The 19813-nt window shown below is 54.2% G+C and carries 19 protein-coding genes; 4 read left to right on the forward strand and 15 right to left on the reverse strand.

Features of this window, described 5'->3' with window-relative positions; all coding sequences use genetic code 11:
* Window positions 1-100: 100 nt before the first annotated feature.
* From hemG to pepQ, 4 genes are read right to left on the reverse strand one after another with little or no spacing between them, the layout of a single operon-like run.
* Complete coding sequence (gene hemG / locus OGX81_RS06245; protein ID WP_047459942.1) at window positions 101-646, reverse strand: menaquinone-dependent protoporphyrinogen IX dehydrogenase; 546 nt, start codon at window positions 644-646, stop codon at window positions 101-103.
* A gap of 11 nt (window positions 647-657) precedes the next feature.
* A complete protein-coding gene (trkH, locus tag OGX81_RS06250; protein WP_012131195.1) occupies window positions 658-2109 on the reverse strand; it encodes a Trk system potassium transporter TrkH in 1452 nt (483 codons plus the stop codon).
* Between the two features lie 37 nt (window positions 2110-2146).
* The gene (locus tag OGX81_RS06255; RefSeq protein WP_012131194.1) at window positions 2147-2761 is read right to left on the reverse strand and encodes an IMPACT family protein; all 615 of its coding nucleotides are present in this window, start codon (window positions 2759-2761) and stop codon (window positions 2147-2149) included.
* The gene (gene pepQ / locus OGX81_RS06260) at window positions 2761-4092 is read right to left on the reverse strand and encodes a Xaa-Pro dipeptidase (RefSeq protein ID WP_012131193.1); all 1332 of its coding nucleotides are present in this window, start codon (window positions 4090-4092) and stop codon (window positions 2761-2763) included. The genes OGX81_RS06255 and pepQ overlap by 1 nt, the downstream gene beginning before the upstream one ends.
* A gap of 188 nt (window positions 4093-4280) precedes the next feature.
* On the opposite strand from pepQ, the gene fadB reads away from it, so the two are divergent.
* Together fadB and fadA are read left to right on the forward strand one after the other, a co-directional pair.
* The gene (fadB, locus tag OGX81_RS06265; RefSeq protein WP_071258148.1) at window positions 4281-6470 is read left to right on the forward strand and encodes a fatty acid oxidation complex subunit alpha FadB; all 2190 of its coding nucleotides are present in this window, start codon (window positions 4281-4283) and stop codon (window positions 6468-6470) included.
* Window positions 6471-6479: 9 nt separating this feature from the next.
* A complete protein-coding gene (gene fadA / locus OGX81_RS06270) occupies window positions 6480-7643 on the forward strand; it encodes an acetyl-CoA C-acyltransferase FadA (RefSeq protein ID WP_104867951.1) in 1164 nt (387 codons plus the stop codon).
* 161 nt (window positions 7644-7804) lie between these two features.
* Here fadA and fre read toward each other — a convergent pair whose 3' ends face one another.
* Window positions 7805-8506, reverse strand: a complete 702-nt coding sequence (gene fre, locus OGX81_RS06275; protein WP_012131188.1) for an NAD(P)H-flavin reductase — start codon at window positions 8504-8506, stop codon at window positions 7805-7807.
* Window positions 8507-8547: 41 nt separating this feature from the next.
* Window positions 8548-10032 carry a 4-hydroxy-3-polyprenylbenzoate decarboxylase gene (ubiD, locus tag OGX81_RS06280; protein WP_012131187.1) on the reverse strand — a complete coding sequence of 495 codons (1485 nt, stop codon included), beginning with the start codon at window positions 10030-10032 and terminating at the stop codon, window positions 8548-8550.
* A 243-nt stretch (window positions 10033-10275) separates the two neighbouring features.
* On the opposite strand from ubiD, the gene rfaH reads away from it, so the two are divergent.
* Window positions 10276-10764 (forward strand): transcription/translation regulatory transformer protein RfaH, encoded by a 489-nt coding sequence (rfaH, locus tag OGX81_RS06285; RefSeq protein WP_104867953.1) that lies wholly within the window; start codon window positions 10276-10278, stop codon window positions 10762-10764.
* Between the two features lie 7 nt (window positions 10765-10771).
* On the opposite strand, the gene tatD is transcribed toward rfaH, so the two are convergent.
* The 9 genes from tatD to udp all read right to left on the reverse strand — a co-directional run bounded on the left by tatD (window position 10772) and on the right by udp (window position 18704).
* Window positions 10772-11554 (reverse strand): 3'-5' ssDNA/RNA exonuclease TatD, encoded by a 783-nt coding sequence (gene tatD / locus OGX81_RS06290; protein WP_104867954.1) that lies wholly within the window; start codon window positions 11552-11554, stop codon window positions 10772-10774.
* 41 nt (window positions 11555-11595) lie between these two features.
* Window positions 11596-12375, reverse strand: coding sequence for a Sec-independent protein translocase subunit TatC (gene tatC, locus OGX81_RS06295; RefSeq protein WP_012131184.1), 780 nt, complete (start codon window positions 12373-12375; stop codon window positions 11596-11598).
* 2 nt (window positions 12376-12377) lie between these two features.
* The gene (gene tatB / locus OGX81_RS06300) at window positions 12378-12926 is read right to left on the reverse strand and encodes a Sec-independent protein translocase protein TatB (protein ID WP_012131183.1); all 549 of its coding nucleotides are present in this window, start codon (window positions 12924-12926) and stop codon (window positions 12378-12380) included.
* 3 nt (window positions 12927-12929) lie between these two features.
* Complete coding sequence (gene tatA, locus OGX81_RS06305) at window positions 12930-13196, reverse strand: Sec-independent protein translocase subunit TatA (protein WP_012131182.1); 267 nt, start codon at window positions 13194-13196, stop codon at window positions 12930-12932.
* Window positions 13197-13269: 73 nt separating this feature from the next.
* On the reverse strand, window positions 13270-14910 hold the full coding sequence (gene ubiB / locus OGX81_RS06310) for a ubiquinone biosynthesis regulatory protein kinase UbiB (protein ID WP_012131181.1): 1641 nt from the start codon (window positions 14908-14910) through the stop codon (window positions 13270-13272).
* Entirely contained in the window at window positions 14907-15512 is a 606-nt protein-coding gene (gene ubiJ, locus OGX81_RS06315; protein ID WP_012131180.1) for a ubiquinone biosynthesis protein UbiJ, read from the reverse strand. Before ubiJ ends, ubiB begins: the two co-directional genes overlap by 4 nt.
* 13 nt (window positions 15513-15525) lie before the next feature.
* On the reverse strand, window positions 15526-16281 hold the full coding sequence (gene ubiE, locus OGX81_RS06320; protein ID WP_012131179.1) for a bifunctional demethylmenaquinone methyltransferase/2-methoxy-6-polyprenyl-1,4-benzoquinol methylase UbiE: 756 nt from the start codon (window positions 16279-16281) through the stop codon (window positions 15526-15528).
* Between the two features lie 94 nt (window positions 16282-16375).
* Window positions 16376-17803 (reverse strand): DNA recombination protein RmuC, encoded by a 1428-nt coding sequence (gene rmuC, locus OGX81_RS06325; RefSeq protein WP_024130102.1) that lies wholly within the window; start codon window positions 17801-17803, stop codon window positions 16376-16378.
* Window positions 17804-17942: 139 nt separating this feature from the next.
* Window positions 17943-18704 (reverse strand): uridine phosphorylase, encoded by a 762-nt coding sequence (udp, locus tag OGX81_RS06330; protein ID WP_104867955.1) that lies wholly within the window; start codon window positions 18702-18704, stop codon window positions 17943-17945.
* Window positions 18705-18962: 258 nt separating this feature from the next.
* Between udp and OGX81_RS06335 the strand changes: the two genes are divergently transcribed.
* Window positions 18963-19772, forward strand: a complete 810-nt coding sequence (locus tag OGX81_RS06335; RefSeq protein ID WP_104867956.1) for a dienelactone hydrolase family protein — start codon at window positions 18963-18965, stop codon at window positions 19770-19772.
* Window positions 19773-19813 lie beyond the last annotated feature (41 nt).

A 19813-nucleotide genomic window follows, 5' to 3' on the forward strand; every position in this document is an offset into this window, starting at 1 on the left:
TTGTTCCGTGTCAGTGGAGGCGCATTATAGGGAGTTATTCCGGCCTGACAAGGGGAAATTTAAAATTATTTTCCGACTGCGTGTTTTTTATTCTTTACGTTTATTTTGCCAACGATTTGTTGGTTAATTGGGCGATGTCGCGGGCAAAATTCGCCACTTGTTCCCAGTCGGTATAGACCACTTCTTTACTCGTATCCGTTTCACCGCCAGACATCTTCATAATGAGCTTAATCATCAGACGGTCATACCAGCGGTAACGAGGGTAACGAAGCGCGCCAGCAATAACGGCGCAAAGATCGGGTCGCCACTGCGAACTCATCAGAAACTTGCGCGCGTAGCTGTTGGTCTGCGGTGTGCGCTTTTCAGGTTTACGCGCGACAAGGTTAACGGAATAAAACGCACTCGGCATCGCGTTCAGGCGCGTAGCGTGCTTCTTCACAAACTCCTGGAAAGCGGCATGGTAATGCCCATAACGAATAGAGGCGCCAATCACCACGCGATCGTAACTTTGCCAGTCCAGCTCTTCAGTACGATGGAGATTAATCACATCCGCCCAGATCCCCAGCTCCTTTAATTCCGAGGCCAGATAAGAAGCTATCTCGCGCGTTTGTCCGTCCCGGGTAGAAAAAAGAATCAATGTTTTCACGTGTTACTCCATTATTCACGCCAGAAGGTAGGGGTAAAAAGTACCAGCAAAGTAAAGACTTCAAGACGACCAAATAACATATTGGCGATCAGAATCCATTTCGCAACAGGGTTCATGCTGGCAAAGTTGTCCGCAACCACACCTAACCCTGGCCCCAGGTTGTTAAGGGTCGCCACAACGGAGGCAAACGCGGAAAAGTCATCCACGCCAGTCGCGATAATGGCCAGCATACTGACAATAAAGACTAAGGCATAAGCAGAAAAGAATCCCCATACCGCTTCGAGGATACGTTCCGGCAACGCACGGTGCCCCAGTTTTATACTGTAAACCGCATTCGGATGGACCAGACGCTTCAGTTCACGGTTCCCCTGTTTGAACAGCAGCAGGATGCGGATCACCTTCAGCCCGCCGCCCGTTGACCCCGCACAGCCGCCGATAAACGCAGAGCATAACAGCAGCACCGGCAGAAAGAGCGGCCAGCGGGCGATGCTGTCGGTGGTAAACCCGGCGGTTGTCGCCATTGATACGACCTGAAAGAACGCCTGGTTGAGCGTGGTCAGCGCCGAGTTATAGATATCGTGGAACCACAGCACCAGCGTACAGATCACTACCAGCGTCAACTGAACGCCAATGAACATGCGAAATTCAGGGTCACGCCAGTAAACTTTCAGGCTGCGCCCGCTTAATAAAGAGAAGTGCAGACCGTAGTTACAGCCAGAGATCAGCAAGAAGATAGCCATGATGCTGTTAATGGTCGGGCTATCGAAATAACCGACGCTGGCATCGTGCGTAGAGAAACCGCCGATCGCGATAGTAGAAAAACTGTGCCCAATGGCGTCAAACGCGGGCATTCCGGCGAACCATAGCGCCAGCGCGCAGGCCACCGTCAGTAACACATAAATCAGCCATAGCGTCTTTGCCGTTTCCGCAATACGCGGGCGCATTTTATTGTCTTTCAGCGGCCCCGGCATTTCTGCGCGGTAGAGCTGCATCCCCCCGACGCCGAGGATAGGGAGAATCGCCACCGCCAGCACAATGATCCCCATCCCGCCAAACCATTGCAGCATCTGGCGGTAAAAGAGAATCGCGTGCGGTAAAGAGTCCAGCCCCACCAGCGTCGTCGCGCCCGTTGTCGTTAAGCCGGAGAATGATTCAAAAAAAGCATCGGTAATGGTGAGGTTCGGGCTTTCAGAGAAGATAAACGGCAACGCCCCCACGCTTCCCAGTACGGTCCAGAACAGCACCACAATGAGAAACCCTTCGCGGGATTTAAGCTCGCCTTTCTCCCGGCGGTTGGGCCACCACAGCAGAGAGCCGATCACCAGTGCGACAAAGAATGTCTGCGTGAATGCCCGCCCCGCCCCATCACGGTAGATCAACGCAACCAGTCCAGGGAGGATCATTGTTCCCGAAAATAAAATGACCAACAGTCCAACGATTCGGGTAATGGCGCGAAAATGCATCTCTGCCGCTTCCTTTGTTCTTCAAAATGAGGTGGGATTATTCTTCAATCGCTAACAATTGCAATGAACCACGGCTAAAATCCGCCAGCCTTGCTGAAAATTCATCCACATTTGCATAAGGAAGCGCCACCCTGAGCCGAACGAATGCCTGATAATCGCTGGTAACGATTTGACCGGCAAACTGCCCTAATAATGCTTCTATTCCGGCCAGTTGGCCGTACTCACACTGCAAAGTATATTCGGTTAACGGCGTCTTGCGCTGCGTCGTTAACTGACGCAACGCCTGATTCACGCCGCCGCCGTAGGCTTTTACCAGCCCACCGGTGCCGAGCAGAATACCGCCATAGTAACGCACCACAACAGCGGTGATCTCGCCAACGCCGCTGCCCATTAGCTGGGCAAGCATCGGTTTGCCCGCCGTTCCCGCCGGTTCGCCATCATCAGAAAATCCCAGCTGTTGTGAATCATCCGGCGCGCCCGCCACCCATGCCACGCAATGATGACGCGCATCTGGATGCGCCGCTCTGACAGCATCAACAAAGGCTTTCGCCGCTTCAACACCGTCCGTGTGGGCGAGCAGCGTAATGAAGCGGCTTTTTTTGATCTCTTCCTCGACAGTGACCGGCGCCGCAGGGATTAACCAGCTGTCCATCACGCCAGTTTCAAATCCCGCGTCATATTTTCAACACCGTTTTCGTGAATCACCACGTTGTCTTCAATACGAATGCCGCCGAACGGTTTCAGCGCTTCAATTTTCTGCCAGTTGAAGTGCTTGCTGAATTGCCCCTCGCGCCACGGCGCCAACAGCGATTCGATAAAGTAGATCCCCGGCTCAATGGTCAACACCATGCGCGGTTGCAGCACGCGGGTGCAGCGCAGATAAGGGTATTTCGACGGCGCGGCCAGATGCGTCCCGGTATCGTCCTGCATAAAGCCTGCAACATCATGAACCTGAAGACCCAGTTGATGACCAATACCGTGCGGCATAAACGGCCCGGTGAGATTGTTCTCGACCATCGCTTCTTCGCTGATATCGGTGACGATCTGATGCTTACGCAGCAATTTCGCGATGCGTTGATGGAACTGAATGTGATAATCCACGTAGCTGACGCCCGCTTTCATGGTCGCAATCAGCGCTAGCTGTTCGTCATTCACATCTTTGATTAACTGAGCGTAATCGGTGTCATTGTTTGCCGCCCAGGTACGCGTCAGGTCTGCGGCATAACCGTTATATTCCGCCCCGGCATCCAGCAGGAAGCTGCGCATTTCAGACGGCGCGCGATGATCCAGTTTGGTGTAATGAAGAACCGAAGCGTGCTCGTTGAGCGCCACGATATTGCTATAAGGCACATCGGTGTCACGGTGGCCGGTCGCGGTCAGGTAAGCCAGGTTAATGTCGAACTCGCTCATACCGGAACGGAACGCTTCTTCTGCGGCACGGTGTCCATTCACCGCCGTTTTCTGCGCTTCACGCATACAGGCCAGTTCGTAATCCGTTTTGTACGCACGGTAGTAATGCAGGTAATCGATCACCCCTTTCGGGTTGATGTTGCTGGCGGCGATATCCAGTTGCAGCGCACGCTCCGGCACCGGACCGATGTAACCGATATTACCGCGCGCGGCAGGGAGCTGGCTGCCAATACCGTCGGCTTTCGGCAGGGCAATCACCTCTACCTCTTCGGTCCAGAATGACGTGGGCAGCGGCTCAACGTTGTGCCAGTAATCCACCGGCAGGTAGAACCACAGTTTGGGTTTATTCACGCCATCGACCAGCAACCAGCAATTTGGAACCTGTGTGACCGGTACCCAGGCTTTAAACTGCGGGTTAACTTTAAACGGATAGGGATGGTCGTCGAGGAAGACGTTGATAAGCTCGCCGGAGTGAATAAGTAGCGCATCCAGCTTAAAACGCGCCAGTGCGTCACGCGTCCGTTCTTGTAAGGTAACGATATGATTTTTATAGAGTGCGGCCAGTGATTCCATTTTCTACCCTTCTGTTTTTTTGACCTCGAGTCTCCGCATCTTAGCACATCGCTCCGGGAGAGCGTGATTTCTGCCGAGCGTGATCGCATCGGCATTTTTTTAATCTCTCATTTGCATTTTTTTAACACAAAATACACACTCGCTTCATCTGGTATGACCAGATCACCTTGCGGATTCAGGAGACTGACATGCTTTACAAAGGCGACACCCTGTACCTCGACTGGCTGGAAGATGGCATCGCCGAACTGGTGTTCGATGCCCCAGGATCGGTCAATAAACTCGACACTGCGACCGTCGCCAGCCTCGGCCAGGCGCTGGACGTGCTGGAAAAGCAAACAGATTTAAAAGGGCTGCTGCTGCGCTCTAACAAAGCAGCCTTTATTGTCGGTGCTGATATCACCGAATTCCTTTCGCTGTTCCTTGTTCCTGAAGAACAGTTAAGCCAGTGGCTGCACTTTGCCAACAGCGTCTTTAATCGCCTCGAAGATTTACCGGTACCAACGCTTTCCGCCATCAACGGCTATGCGCTGGGCGGCGGCTGCGAGTGCGTACTGGCGACCGATTATCGTCTGGTGACGCCGGATCTGCGCATTGGCCTGCCAGAAACGAAGCTGGGCATCATGCCGGGCTTTGGCGGTTCTGTCCGTATGCCGCGTATGCTGGGCGCTGACAGCGCGCTGGAAATTATTGCTGCCGGGAAAGACATCGGCGCTGAGCAGGCGCTGAAAATCGGCCTGGTCGACGGTGTCGTGAAACCGGAAAAACTGCTTGATGGCGCAATAGCGGTATTACGTCAGGCGATTGACGGCTCACTGGACTGGAAAGCCAAACGCCAGCCGAAGCTGGAACCGTTGAAGCTCAGTAAAATTGAAGCGGCGATGAGCTTTACTATCGCCAAAGGCATGGTGGCGCAGACGGCCGGGAAGCATTACCCCGCCCCGATGACCGCCGTGAAAACGATCGAAGCCGCCGCACGCTTTGGCCGTGAAGAAGCCCTGAATCTGGAAAATAAAAGCTTTGTCCCGCTGGCGCATACCAATGAAGCCCGCGCGCTGGTCGGCATCTTCCTCAACGATCAGTTCGTGAAAGGTAAAGCGAAAAAGCTGACCAAAGACGTTGAAACACCGAAGCAGGCAGCCGTACTGGGCGCAGGTATTATGGGCGGCGGCATCGCTTACCAGTCAGCCTGGAAAGGCGTGCCGGTGATCATGAAAGATATCAACGACAAATCCCTGACGCTGGGCATGACCGAAGCGGCGAAACTGCTGAATAAGCAGCTGGAACGCGGCAGGATCGACGGCCTGAAACTGGCGGGCGTGATTTCAACGATTCACCCAACGCTGAACTACGCCGGTTTTGATCGCGTTGATGTAGTGGTCGAAGCGGTAGTGGAAAACCCGAAAGTGAAGAAAGCGGTACTGGCGGAGACTGAAGACAACGTCCGCCCGGATACCGTGCTGGCGTCAAATACGTCCACCATTCCAATTAGTGAACTGGCAAGCGCGCTGAAGCGCCCGGAAAACTTCTGCGGCATGCACTTCTTTAACCCGGTACACCGGATGCCGCTGGTTGAAATCATCCGCGGCGAGAAAAGCTCGGATGAAACCATCGCTAAAGTCGTCGCCTGGGCCAGCAAAATGGGCAAAACGCCGATTGTGGTCAACGACTGCCCCGGCTTCTTTGTTAACCGCGTACTGTTCCCGTATTTCGCCGGTTTCAGCCAGCTACTGCGCGACGGCGCCGATTTCCGCAAAGTCGACAAAGTGATGGAGAAACAGTTTGGCTGGCCGATGGGCCCGGCTTATCTGCTGGATGTGGTCGGGATTGATACCGCGCATCATGCGCAGGCAGTCATGGCGGCCGGTTTCCCACAGCGTATGCAGAAAGATTATCGTGATGCCATCGACGCGCTGTTTGACGCCAGCCGCTATGGTCAGAAAAACGGTCTCGGCTTCTGGCGCTATAAAGAAGACAGCAAAGGTAAGCCGAAGAAAGAAGAAGATGCGGCCGTGGACAGCCTGCTGGCAGAGGTCAGCCAGCCGAAGCGCGACTTCAGCGACGAAGAGATTATCGCCCGCATGATGATTCCGATGGTCAACGAAGTGGTGCGCTGTCTGGAAGAAGGCATCATCGCCAGTCCGGCAGAAGCGGATATGGCGCTGGTTTACGGTCTGGGCTTCCCTCCGTTCCACGGCGGCGCGTTCCGCTGGCTGGATACGCTCGGCAGCGCAAAATATCTCGATATGGCGCAGCAGTATCAGCACCTCGGCCCACTCTATGAAGTGCCGGAAGGTCTGCGTAACAAAGCGCGCCATAACGAACCGTACTATCCCCCGGTTGAGCCAGCCCGCCCGGTTGGCGACCTGAAAACGGCTTAAGGAGTCACAATGGAACAGGTTGTCATTGTCGATGCAATTCGCACCCCGATGGGCCGTTCAAAGGGCGGCGCATTTCGTAACGTGCGGGCAGAAGATCTCTCCGCACACTTAATGCGCAGTCTGCTGGCGCGTAATCCCGCGCTGGAAGCAGCCGCTATCGGCGACATTTACTGGGGCTGCGTGCAACAAACGCTGGAGCAGGGTTTTAACATCGCCCGCAACGCCGCGCTACTGGCTGAAATCCCCCACTCCGTTCCGGCTGTCACCGTTAACCGTCTGTGTGGTTCCTCCATGCAGGCGCTGCACGATGCCGCACGGATGATCATGACCGGCGACGCACAGGCGTGCCTGATTGGCGGCGTGGAGCATATGGGCCATGTACCAATGAGTCATGGCGTCGATTTCCATCCCGGCCTGAGCCGCAACGTAGCCAAAGCCGCCGGGATGATGGGGCTGACGGCAGAAATGCTTTCCCGTATGTACGGCATCAGCCGTGAAATGCAGGATGCGTTTGCCGCACGTTCACACGCCCGCGCCTGGGCAGCCACGCAGTCCGGCGCGTTTAAAAACGAGATCATCCCGACCGGCGGTCATGACGCCGACGGCGTGCTGAAGCAGTTTAACTACGACGAAGTCATCCGCCCGGAGACCACCGTCGAAGCGCTGTCGACTCTGCGCCCCGCGTTTGATCCGGTCAGCGGCACCGTGACCGCAGGCACTTCTTCCGCCCTCTCCGATGGCGCAGCCGCCATGCTGGTAATGAGCGAAAGCCGTGCGCGTGAACTGGGCCTGCAACCACGCGCTCGCATTCGTTCAATGGCGGTTGTCGGTTGCGATCCCTCGATTATGGGTTACGGCCCGGTTCCGGCGTCAAAACTGGCGCTGAAAAAAGCAGGGCTTGCCGCCAGCGATATCGATTTGTTTGAAATGAACGAAGCGTTTGCCGCGCAGATCCTGCCGTGTATAAAAGATCTGGGACTGATGGAGCAGATTGACGAGAAGATCAACCTCAACGGCGGCGCGATCGCACTGGGCCACCCGCTGGGTTGTTCCGGGGCGCGCATCAGCACCACGCTGTTGAATCTGATGGAGCGCAAAGACGCCCAGTTTGGCCTGGCGACGATGTGTATCGGATTAGGTCAGGGTATCGCGACAGTATTTGAGCGAGTTTAATCATAGAGCGTTATTTATTGCAGGCCGGGCAAGCGAAGCGCCCCCGGCGACCATGCCGGATGACGACGCTCAGGCGTCTTATCCGGCCTACAACGCAAATGCCACTCTATAACAATTTAGTTGCCGTTCTTCCCGCCTGTCAGGGGCGGGTTTTTTATTGCTTAGATAAAGGCAAACGCATCGCCAAACAGGCGATCTTCCCGCGCGTTACGCTCATTGCAGAACAGGTCACGAGCGATTTTCGCCATCTCAAAACGACCGGCAATGTAGATATCATGCCCCGCCAGCGTACCGTGATCCTGCAATACCGCAGTTAATACCGTACCCGTGCGGCCACGCCAGCCTTCTTCCGGTTGCTCAACCACCGGCTCAACGCGCAGATTCGGGTGCTGAACCGAAAGCGCCTCCAGCTCAGCGAGATCGTAGAGATGCTTCTCTTCACGCCCGCCCCAGTAGATCGTCACGTCGCGATTCGGATTACGCGCAAGCGCCGTCAGCAAAATTGAACGGACATAGGAGAAACCCGTTCCCCCCGCAATCAGAATCAGCGGGCGCTCCTCATCATCACGCAGCCAGGCTTCGCCATGCGGAATATCGACGACAATTTCTCTGTCTTTCAGAATGCGATCCATCACCGCCATCGCATACAGATTAAGCTCCGAAGCGCCAATGTGCAGCTCAATGAATCCATGCTCATCCGGCGTGGAGGCCATAGAGAACGGACGCTTATCCCGCTCATCCATTACGACCATCAGATACTGACCAGCGCGAAAGGAAAACGCCGCGTCTGGCACTAAACGAACGCGATATACGGTATCGGTGATAGCTTCTACCGAGGTCACTTTACAGCTTAAGGTTGTCATGCGCTCCCTCTGTCGGGTCTATAGGGCAAAACGATCGCGCCTCAGGCGCCTTTACCGTCGTTAAAGATGGCCAACTCATCCCAAATCGCGTCAATACGCGCAGTCACTTCAGGATCTTTCTTGATAGGACGCCCCCACTCACGTTGGGTTTCGCCCGGCCATTTGTTTGTGGCATCCAGTCCCATTTTTGAACCTAGCCCGGAGATCGGCGAGGCAAAATCCAGATAATCAATGGGGGTGTTTTCTACCAGCACCGTATCCCGCGCCGGGTCCATACGGGTGGTGATCGCCCAAATCACATCATTCCAGTCGCGTGCGTTGACGTCGTCATCGCAGACGATAACAAATTTGGTATACATAAACTGGCGTAAAAATGACCAAACGCCCATCATGACGCGTTTCGCATGGCCCGCGTACTGCTTTTTCATCGTTACAACGGCCAGTCGATAAGAACACCCTTCCGGCGGAAGATAGAAATCAACAATTTCCGGGAACTGCTTTTGCAAAATCGGGACGAAGACTTCATTCAACGCCACGCCGAGCACAGCAGGTTCATCAGGCGGTCGGCCGGTATAAGTTGAGTGATAAATGGCGTCTTCACGCTGCGTAATGTGCGTAACGGTGAAAACCGGGAAGTTATCCACTTCATTGTAATAACCGGTGTGGTCGCCATACGGCCCTTCCGCCGCCATTTCGCCCGGTTCAATATAACCTTCCAGGACGATTTCCGCACTTGCAGGTACTTCAAGATCGCTGGAGAGACATTTAACCACTTCCGTCTTTGTGCCACGCAGCAGCCCTGCAAACGCGTATTCCGACAGTGTATCCGGTACGGGGGTCACTGCGCCGAGAATGGTGGCCGGATCGGCGCCCAGCGCCACGGCAATCGGGAAACGCTCACCAGGATGCGCCGCGCACCACTCCTGGAAATCCAGCGCGCCGCCACGATGCGACAACCAACGCATGATCAACTTGTTTTTGCCGATCAGTTGCTGACGGTAGATCCCCAGATTTTGCCGCTCTTTGTGAGGGCCGCGCGTCACGGTCAGCCCCCAGGTAATAAGCGGCGCTGCATCTTCCGGCCAGCAGGTCATGATGGGAATACGCTGTAAATCAACGTCGTCGCCAGAGAACACTTTCTGCTGGCACGGCGCGCCGCGTAGCCGTTTGGTCGGCATGTTCAGCACTTGCTTAAACTGCGGCAGCTTATCAAACAGGTCGCGGAACCCTTTCGGCGGCTCCGGCTCTTTCAGAAACGCCAGCAGCTTGCCGACTTCGCGCAACGCGGTGACATCTTCCTGGCCCATGCCCATTGCGACGCGTCTGGGCGTGCCAAACAGGTTGCACAGCACCGGCATCGCATAGCCTTTGGGATTTTCAAACAACAGAGCAGGCCCGCCCGCACGCAGCGTACGGTCAGCAATTTCAGTCATTTCCAGATGAGGATCTACCGCAAGCGTAATGCGTTTGAGTTCACCCTGCTGTTCCAGCAGCGTCAGGAAGTCGCGTAAGTCGTGATATTTCATGGCGTCAGTTGTGGCCTCTTTGTAAGCGCCTCATTATACGGCGTTCATCATCGTGATGCTGTATTTTTGTTAAATTAGCGTGAACTCTGACGGTACAGGGGAACCCAGGGGTTATCTACCCAATAAATTTCAGGTTGCGGCGAGGTAGTCAACAAAGAAGCAGCCTGAAATACAACGGGTATAATTAACTTAGCGCATGGCTTTTGTTATGCTTGCGCCCCGGACAAGCGGATAAGAGTTATTATGCAATCCTGGTATTTACTGTACTGCAAGCGCGGGCAACTTCAGCGTGCCCAGGAACACCTCGAAAGACAGGCGGTAAATTGCCTGACGCCGATGATCACGCTGGAAAAAATGGTGCGCGGCAAACGTACCGCCGTTAGCGAACCGCTCTTTCCTAACTATCTGTTTGTTGAATTCGACCCGGAAGTGATTCATACCACCACGATCAACGCCACGCGCGGCGTCAGCCACTTCGTGCGGTTTGGCGCGCACCCTGCCACCGTTCCGTCCAACGTGATTCATCAGCTTTCTGTCTACAAACCGGAAGGCATTGTTGATCCCGAAACGCCCTACCCGGGGGACAGCGTGATTATCACTGAAGGCGCATTTGAAGGTCTGAAGGCGATTTTTACCGAACCGGATGGCGAAGCGCGCTCCATGCTGCTGCTTAACCTGCTAAATAAAGAGGTGAAGCAGAGCGTGAAAAACACCGCGTTTCGTAAAGTTTAAGCGCGCTTTAGAAAGCAATCCCAAACAGCGTTTTAACATTGGCATCCGTTGTGGCCGCCAGCCATTGCGGGTCTTCCCCGCGCCAGTGGGCAACGCGCGCAAGAATGTGCGCCAGATGCGCCGGTTCGTTACGCCGCGAAGCCGGTTTAGGCGTGAGATCGCGCGGCAACAGGTAGGGGGCGTCGGTCTCAATCAACAGTTTTTCCGCAGGGATGAAGGGCAGCAACTCACGCAATTCAAGACCGCGACGTTCATCGCAGACCCAACCCGTGATACCGATATAAAGCCCTCTGTCTATGCACTCCTGCATCTCCTCACGCGTACCGGTAAAGCAATGCAACACCGCGCCCGGGAGTTTATCCAGCCACGGCTCAAGCAGCGCCAGAAAACGCGCATGCGCATCCCGACAGTGCATAAAAACGGGCATCTGCAACTCAGCGGCAATGCGCAACTGCGCCTGGAATGCACGTTCCTGTTCTTGCGGCGTGGAAAAATTACGATTGAAGTCCAGACCACATTCGCCAATCGCCACCACATCCGGCTGGCTCGCCAGAGCAACGATCGCGTCTTCAGTTTCTGATTGCCACTGGCTGCTGTCATGCGGATGTACGCCAGCCGTCGACCAGCAGCAGGCATAACGCTGCGCCAGTTTTTGCGCCTGCTGGCTTTCGTGAAGATTGGTTCCGGTCAGAAGCATACCCGACACCCCGGCAGCCAGCGCGCGCGTCACCACGTCATCGCGATCTTTCGCAAATTGCGAACTGGTTAAATTAACGCCGATATCAAACATGCTTCCTCCCATATAACAACCGCCCTGACGGGCGGTTGCGTTTATTCTTCAGTTTTCCCGGCCTGCTCAGTCTCGGCCTCGTCATCTTCTTCTCGTGGACGTCGTTTACCGACATAGAAGCGAGAGAAGAACACGCCAACCTCAAACAGGCAGTACATCGGTATCGCCAGCAATGTTTGTGAGAAGACATCTGGCGGCGTCAACAGCATCCCCACGACAAACGCGCCAACCACGACGTAAGGACGCTTCTTACGCAAGTCCTCAGGGGTAGTTACCCCCATCCAGCAGAGCAGGACAATCGCGACGGGCACCTCGAAAGAGACGCCGAATGCCATAAATAACGCCATCACAAAGCTGAGGTAACTGGCGATATCGGTAGAAACCTGTACGCCCTGCGGCGCGGTATTGGCAAGGAAACCAAACGCGAGCGGGAAGACCACAAAGTAGGCGAACGCCATGCCGATATAGAACAGCAGCGAGCTGGACACCAGCAGCGGCACGACAAGACGACGTTCATGCTTATACAGCGCAGGGGCAATAAACGCCCATACCTGGTACAAAATCACGGGCGCAGACAGGATCAGCGACACCATGAAAGTCAGTTTGATAGGGGTGAAAAACGGCGAGGCCACGTCGGTGGCGATCATCGTCGCACCCTGCGGCATCTGTTCGATCAGCGGCGCGGCAACCATGTGATAAATGTCATTGGCGAAATAGACCAACGCCAGAAAAATCACAATAACCGCAATAATGCAGTTCAACAGACGCTTACGCAGTTCAATCAGATGCGTAATAAGAGGTTGGGTATCATCTACAGCCATGTTTACGATTTATCACTCGACGAGGGGGAGGATTCGACAACAGTCGCGGCGGATTTCTTTTCTGCGTCCATCTCGTTTACGGAAGCGGCTTCCGTCTGTTCAGGCTGCCCGGCATCAGCCGTTTCCGGTGTTTGCTCAGGAGAGTTGGCCTGGGTTTCAGCGGCGGCAGGTGTAACCCCTTCATGCTGCGCTTCGTTATCCTTCACCACCGGATTATGGATGGTATGCGCTTCATCGCTCGCTTTTTCAGGATCGTTGGCGCTGTAGGAACGCTTCATCGACTCCGCGGCCTGACGAAGTTCATCCATCGAGGCTTTCAGTTCTGGAGTCAGGTTCTGGAGGCTCGCTTTTTCGACCTTCTTCAGACTGTCCTGGAACTCCTGGAGCTTCAGCTCCTGGGTCAGTTCATTCTGAACCGTGGTCGCAAGGGATCGCAACGCGCGTACCCAGCCCGCTACCGTTTTTACCGCTACCGGCAATCGTTGAGGCCCCAGAACGATGAGGCCGATCACGAATACCAACAGCAGTTCGCTAAAACCGATGTCAAACACGAATTATACCTGCTCTTTATCGTGACTTTTGGCGTCTTCTTTCTTCGCTTCGCCTTGCGCTTCACCTTGCTTATCAGCGATAGATTTAGCGGTAAAATCAGCGTCCTGACTGGTTTTATCCTGCTTTGCATCATCATCGCTCATCGCTTTTTTGAAGCCTTTAATGGACGCGCCAAGATCGGAACCGATGGAGCCGAGCTTTTTGGTGCCAAATAGCAGTACAACGATGACGGCAATGATCAACAACTGCCAAATACTGATACCACCCATACGAGTTCCTCTGTGATAGATGATGAATTATTAAGGTCGCATTATACACGACTTGCCTTGAGCGATGAAAAAATCAGCGAGTTTTACGCCAGCCAATCAGCCAGGCGACCAGGCCTCCGGCCATTAACCAGCAAGGCATCAGCCCCCATTCCGGGCGGCTGACAAGCAGGAATGTCCCACTTAACAACAACGTCGCGCCAATGCCCAGTAAATAGCGGGATTGTCCCTGACGCACATGATTCTCCTGAAGCTCGCGCGCAATCTTATCAACACTGTGCTGTAAATATTTGCCCTGGCGCAAACTGTCATACACCAGTTCAGGTATTTCTGGCATTTTTTCGACCCAGAACGGCGCTTTTTCCTTAAGTGCTCTGGTGAGCGCAGGAATGCCAACCTGATCTTTAATCCAGGATTCAAGAAACGGCTTCGCCGTTTTCCACAGATCCAACTGTGGATAGAGCTGGCGTCCAACCCCTTCAACATACAGCAATGTCTTTTGTAACAATACCAGCTGTGGCTGGACTTCCATGTTAAATCGACGCGCCGTATTGAAAAGGTTTAATAAAACGTGACCAAACGAGATTTCCGCCAGCGGTTTTTCGAAAATAGGCTCGCACACGGTGCGGATAGCGAACTCAAACTCTTCAACATTGGTATCCGGTGGCACCCACCCTGAATCCACATGCAGTTCCGCTACTTTGCGGTAGTCACGGTTAAAGAACGCGATGAAATTCTCCGCCAGATAGCGTTTATCCTCTTTGTTCAGCGACCCCACAATGCCGCAATCAATCCCAATGTATTTCGGATTTTCAGGATGCTCATAGCTGACGAAGATATTGCCAGGGTGCATATCCGCATGGAAAAAACTGTCGCGGAACACCTGGGTAAAGAAGACCTGTACGCCACGCTCAGCCAGCAGCTTCATGTTGGTGCCGTTCTTTTCCAGCGTCGCCACATCCGAAACGGGAATGCCGTAAATCCGCTCCATGACCATCATGTCCTGACTACAGTAGTCGGAATAGACTTCGGGAACATACAGCATGGGGCTGTTTTCGAAATTACGCCGTAGCTGGATGGCGTTTGCCGATTCACGCAGCAAATTCAGCTCATCGATCAGCGTTTTTTCATACTCGCGAACGACTTCGGTCGGGCGCAGGCGTCGTCCGTCCGGCAGCAGGCGCGGCACCCAACGGGCAAGACGGTAGATCAGTTTTAAATCGGCTTTAATAACCGGCAGAATATCCGGGCGGATAACCTTAATCACCACCTCTTTACCGTTCGACTTCAGCCGCGCGGTATGTACCTGGGCAATCGACGCAGAGGCTAATGGCTGGATGTCAAAGTCATCAAACCACTCTTCAACAGGCAGGCCGCCCATTGCTTCTTCAATTTGTGCTTTCGCCAGCGCGCCATCAAAAGGGGCGACTTTATCCTGCAATAGCGCAAGCTGATCGGCAATCTGAGGCGGGAAAAGGTCACGACGGGTGGAAAGCATTTGACCAAATTTGATCCACACCGGCCCCAGCTCCTGCAAAGCCAGCCTTAATCGTTCACCCAGCGGTTTGTCTTTATGCCGGTTCGGCATCCAGAATAATGAGTAACGCCATAACCGAAGCGGCAGCGTGATACGCATTTTGGGGATGAGCTCATCAAGGCCGTAACTTAAAAAGGTGCGAATGATGAAATAAAGGCGCCGTACTTCACCTGGCGTCATTTGGCCTCCAGTTTTTCCAGCCGTTTAGTCAGCGCGTCTACTGCACGCTCAACGGCTGCCGTTTCTTCTGCAAACCATGCCACTTCCAGCGGCCCGGGCGCCATACGCCACTCTTCAGTCATCGCCTCAGCGATATAACGCTGCTGACGCTGAATGTTATGACGTAAAAACTTAGCGCCGCCACGCAGGACTTTGCTGATCCCTTCCGCCGCGATATCGCCGGTATAAGGCGCTAAAAGCTCTGCGGGATCGAATTCCGCCAGATCGGCCAGCGCCACAAAATTCTGTACCACCTGAATATCGCCCTGAACCTCCAGCTCGCCGCTGCGAATAAGCGCGGTAAGCCGCTGGCGATCGCGCAATTCAGGCAACACGCTGGCATGTGTGATGACCGTGCAATCAGCCTCGCCTTCCCATGCCCCCAGCACATCGACCTGGCGTTCACTGAACACCAATACGAGCGGCGTCGAAAATCCTTTGAGCTCCACACGCAGCACCTTGTCCTGCAAACGCGCTCTGGCGGATTTCAGCGCCGGTGAACGGTACAGAAAGGTATTGAGCAGATTTTCGATTCCTGCGGTCACGAAGGGTGTAAAAGGCATCCCCGGTCTCCTGTCAGAACTTATAGCCACGATGCAGCGCAACAACGCCCGCCGTCAGGTTGTAGTAATCGACGCTTTCAAACCCGGCGTCCTGCATCATCGCTTTTAAGGTGTCCTGATCCGGATGCATACGGATAGATTCCGCCAGATAGCGGTAACTGTCCGCATCATTCGCCACGACTGAGCCAATACGCGGCAAAATGTGGAATGAATATGCGTCATACGCTTTGCTCAGCGGCTCGATAATTGGTTTAGAAAACTCAAGTACCAGCAAACGCCCGCCCGGTTTCAGTACACGGTACATGGAGCGCAGCGCTTTCTCTTTTTCCGTCACATTACGCAGACCAAACGAAATGGTGATGCAATCGAATGTGTTATCCGGGAAAGGTAGCGCTTCGGCGTTGGCCTGCACGTACTTAACATTGCCAATCACGCCAATGTTACGCAGCTTCTCGCGGCCCATTTTGAGCATTGAGTCATTGATATCCGCCAGGATAACGTTGCCGGTTTCGCCAACCAGACGCGAGAATTTGGCTGTCAGGTCGCCTGTACCGCCCGCCAGGTCAAGAACGGTCTGACCACGACGTACGCCGCTACAGTCGATGGTGAAGCGCTTCCACAAGCGGTGAATGCCAAATGACATCAAGTCATTCATGACATCGTACTTTGACGCCACAGAATGAAAAACGTGGGCCACCATGTCAGCTTTCTGCTCTTTAGCGACGGTCTGAAAGCCAAAGTGCGTCGTTTCTTGTGAATCTTCCACCATCTCAGTGCCTGCTCATCAATAAAATGTTCGAGAAGTGTAACAGATTGGGCCAATTTGCCCTACCCTTCAACCGGGCTCCGCTACCCCGAATGAACTAGTGCGATTGCTGATTTACCCGCTCATCATCAGCACAAGGCGTATCCTGTTGATCTTCAGGAACCGCGCGTAAACGATACTCTTCATCCTGCGAGGTCGCACGTTCAACCAGATCCGGATTTATCTCGCGTTTGATTTCCACCCCCAGCTCACGAAAAGCCTCCGCCTGCGCCAGCACATTTCCACGCCCTGAGGAGAGTTTTTTCATGGCTTGTCGGTAGTTGTCCTGCGCTTTGTCCAGACTCTGGCCGATGGATGACATGTCATCGATAAATAAGCGCATCTTGTCGTAGAGTTTGCTGGCTCTGTCTGCGATGTGCTGCGCGTTACGGCTTTGATGCTCATAGCGCCATAAGTTGGCAATCGTACGCAACGCCACCAGCAACGTCGTCGGGCTGACCAGCATAATATTATTTTTAAGCGCTTCGGTAATCAGTTCGGGCTGTCTGTCCAGCGCCAGTAAAAACGCAGGCTCGACAGGAATGAACATCAGCACATAGTCGAGCGTGCGTAACCCCGGCAACTGCTGGTAATCCTTGCGCCCCAGCAAGCGAATATGGTTACGTACTGACGCGATGTGCTCCTGCAACGCGCTTTCGCGCGTGTACTCATCTTCAGCGTTAAAATAGCGCTCATAGGCAACCAGCGTCATTTTGGCGTCGATGACGACATCCTTCCCTTGCGGCAGACGCACAATAACATCCGGCTGCATACGCGAGCGGGCGTCATTTTCAATACTCACCTGGGTTTCATACTCATAACCTTCACGCAGACCCGAGGCTTCAAGTACGCGCGTCAGCACCACTTCTCCCCAGTTACCCTGGGTTTTATTATCGCCTTTCAATGCGCGCGTCAGGTTCACCGCTTCCTGCGTCATCTGCGCATTCAGCTGTTGTAGATTGCGGATCTCATGCGCCAGGGTGTGGCGTTCACGCGCCTCCTGACCAAAGCTGTCCTGCACCTGGCGACGGAAGCCATCCAGCTGTTCGCGCAGCGGCGTTAACAGGCTATTCAGACTCTGGCGGTTTTGCTCATCAACCCGGCGGTTGCTCTGCTCGAAGATGCGGTTGGCAAGGTTCTCAAATTGCTCGCTTAAGCGCTGTTCGCTGTTGATCATCTGGCGGATTTTATCTTCCGCATGCAGCTGAGTGGCCTCCAGCCGCGTGGTGACTTCACGCAGATCCGCTTCCAGCGAGGTGTTGATGTCCCGCAGATTGCGCAGTTCGTTATTGAGCAGTTCACACTCTTCGCGCCAGTGTTCGCTTAGAGCGACCTGCTGTCTTGCAGCGCTGAGCGACGCCACAATCTCTTCACGTTCCGCTAGCTGTTCGGCCTTATGCTGCGCCTGTTGATAACTGGCGATCAGCCAGCCTACCCCCACACCTGCCAGCGCCAACACGGCATACAAAATGATTGTGATATCCACCACGCCCCCTGCATCAAGGAATTACCCGCACAAAATAGAATTGTGCTGTATAAACGTCCAGTTTGAAAGGGTTTTCCTGCGAGGCGCTACGCAAAAAGAAAAGGCCGAACGCGTCGGCCTTTCGTGGGGAAGGGAAGAATTACAGCAGACGACGCGCCGCTTCCACGACAATTTTCACCGCATGGCTTTCGGTCTGTTTCATCGTTTCCGCATTCGGGATCTCTTGCTGAGTGCGGTTAACGATGACGCCCGCCACCATACCGGCACGCAGACCCTGGCTCGCGCACATGGTCAGCAGCGTGGCGGATTCCATTTCGTAGTTCATGACGCCCATCGATTGCCACTCTTCCATAGAACCTTTGAAATGACGAACGACGCGGCCAGAGAAGGTGTCGTAACGTTCCTGACCCGGATAGAAGGTGTCAGAAGAGGCGGTAACGCCAACGTGAGTGGTCGCGCCCACGGATTTCGCCGCTTCAACCAGCGCAGTCGTACATTCAAAATCGGCGACGGCCGGGAACTCCATCGGCGCAAAGTGCAGGCTCGCTCCGTCCAGACGTACAGACGCGGTTGTGACCAGCACATCGCCCACGTTGATATGCGGCTGAATAGCGCCAGTGGTGCCGATACGCAGGAAAGTACGAATACCCAGTTGCGCCAGTTCCTCTACCGCAATAGAGGTGGACGGGCCGCCAATACCGGTAGAGCAGACGATGATAGCTTTACCATCCAGCTCAGCACGCCAGGTGGTGAATTCGCGATGAGATGCCAGCTTAACCGGCTTTTCCATCAGCGCGGCGATCTTTTCCACACGCTCCGGGTCGCCAGGGACGATAGCCAGCGTAGCCCCTTGTAAATCATTTTTGGTGAGGCCGAGATGAAAAACATCAGACTTGGACATAAAAACTCCTCTGTGAATCGGGTTTGTCAGAAGAAGCAAAAAGACACTTTACCGAAGAGCTAAAAATAGTTTCGTGACGCTCATCACCATGAAGTAAATAAATTGCATTGAATTACCATAAAATAGTGAGTTACATCACATAAACATATCAATACCGCGCACCATTGCACAAAAGATAGCCTGTTTCAGGCAATGTGATTTGTTGCATGCTGTCTATATTTAACATTGCGCTATTTCCTTAAGGGTACGGAGAATACCATGACAACGACACAACAATCTGGCTTTGCACCTGCTGCTTCCCCCCTTGCTACCACAACGGTTCACACCCCGGATGACGCCATTATCGCAGGCGTAACATCCATTCCTACTCAGGGTGATGAGATGCCCGCCTGGCACGCGCGGCCAAAAGTGAACGATGGCGCGTTACCCGTTGTCATTGTGGTGCAGGAGATCTTTGGCGTTCATGAACATATTCGCGACGTTTGCCGCCGCCTGGCGCTGGAAGGGTATCTGGCTATCGCACCAGAACTCTATTTCCGCGAAGGCGATCCGAACGATTTTGCCGATATCCCAACGCTATTAAGCGGTCTGGTGGCCAAAGTACCGGACTCTCAGGTACTGGCGGATCTGGACCACGTCGCCAGTTGGGCCTCCCGCAACGGCGGCGATGTACATCGTCTGATGATAACCGGCTTTTGCTGGGGCGGGCGCATTACCTGGCTGTATGCAGCACACAATCCACAGTTAAAAGCCGCGGTAGCATGGTATGGAAAGCTGGTCGGGGACAAAACCCTGAACTCGCCCAAACACCCGGTGGATATCGCGACCGATCTGAACGCGCCGGTTCTGGGGCTGTATGGCGGGCAGGACACTGGCATTCCCGTGGATACCGTCGAAACCATGCGGCAGGCGCTGCGCGCAGCAAACGCCAAAGCGGAGATCGTCGTTTACCCGGATGCAGGACATGCTTTTAATGCGGATTATCGTCCGAGCTATCATGAAGAGTCGGCGAAAGATGGCTGGCAAAGAATGCTGGAGTGGTTTGCGCAGTACGGCGGGAAGAAATAAACGTTAATTGCCCGGTGGCGGCTACGCCTTACCGGGCCTAC

This window comes from Citrobacter sp. CK206, assembly GCF_030333125.1.
Lineage (GTDB): Bacteria > Pseudomonadota > Gammaproteobacteria > Enterobacterales > Enterobacteriaceae > Citrobacter_B > Citrobacter_B koseri.

Excerpts from the sequence above, each read along its gene's own strand:
- trkH (WP_012131195.1), bottom strand. The coding sequence starts at position 2,109 with ATGCATTTTCGCGCCATTACCCGAATCGTTGGACTGTTGGTCATTTTA.
- OGX81_RS06255 (WP_012131194.1), bottom strand. The coding sequence starts at position 2,761 with ATGGACAGCTGGTTAATCCCTGCGGCGCCGGTCACTGTCGAGGAAGAG.
- pepQ (WP_012131193.1), bottom strand. The coding sequence starts at position 4,092 with ATGGAATCACTGGCCGCACTCTATAAAAATCATATCGTTACCTTACAA.
- fadB (WP_071258148.1), top strand. The coding sequence starts at position 4,281 with ATGCTTTACAAAGGCGACACCCTGTACCTCGACTGGCTGGAAGATGGC.
- fadA (WP_104867951.1), top strand. The coding sequence starts at position 6,480 with ATGGAACAGGTTGTCATTGTCGATGCAATTCGCACCCCGATGGGCCGT.
- fre (WP_012131188.1), bottom strand. The coding sequence starts at position 8,506 with ATGACAACCTTAAGCTGTAAAGTGACCTCGGTAGAAGCTATCACCGAT.
- ubiD (WP_012131187.1), bottom strand. The coding sequence starts at position 10,032 with ATGAAATATCACGACTTACGCGACTTCCTGACGCTGCTGGAACAGCAG.
- rfaH (WP_104867953.1), top strand. The coding sequence starts at position 10,276 with ATGCAATCCTGGTATTTACTGTACTGCAAGCGCGGGCAACTTCAGCGT.
- tatD (WP_104867954.1), bottom strand. The coding sequence starts at position 11,554 with ATGTTTGATATCGGCGTTAATTTAACCAGTTCGCAATTTGCGAAAGAT.
- tatC (WP_012131184.1), bottom strand. The coding sequence starts at position 12,375 with ATGGCTGTAGATGATACCCAACCTCTTATTACGCATCTGATTGAACTG.
- tatA (WP_012131182.1), bottom strand. The coding sequence starts at position 13,196 with ATGGGTGGTATCAGTATTTGGCAGTTGTTGATCATTGCCGTCATCGTT.
- ubiB (WP_012131181.1), bottom strand. The coding sequence starts at position 14,910 with ATGACGCCAGGTGAAGTACGGCGCCTTTATTTCATCATTCGCACCTTT.
- ubiJ (WP_012131180.1), bottom strand. The coding sequence starts at position 15,512 with ATGCCTTTTACACCCTTCGTGACCGCAGGAATCGAAAATCTGCTCAAT.
- ubiE (WP_012131179.1), bottom strand. The coding sequence starts at position 16,281 with ATGGTGGAAGATTCACAAGAAACGACGCACTTTGGCTTTCAGACCGTC.
- udp (WP_104867955.1), bottom strand. The coding sequence starts at position 18,704 with ATGTCCAAGTCTGATGTTTTTCATCTCGGCCTCACCAAAAATGATTTA.
- OGX81_RS06335 (WP_104867956.1), top strand. The coding sequence starts at position 18,963 with ATGACAACGACACAACAATCTGGCTTTGCACCTGCTGCTTCCCCCCTT.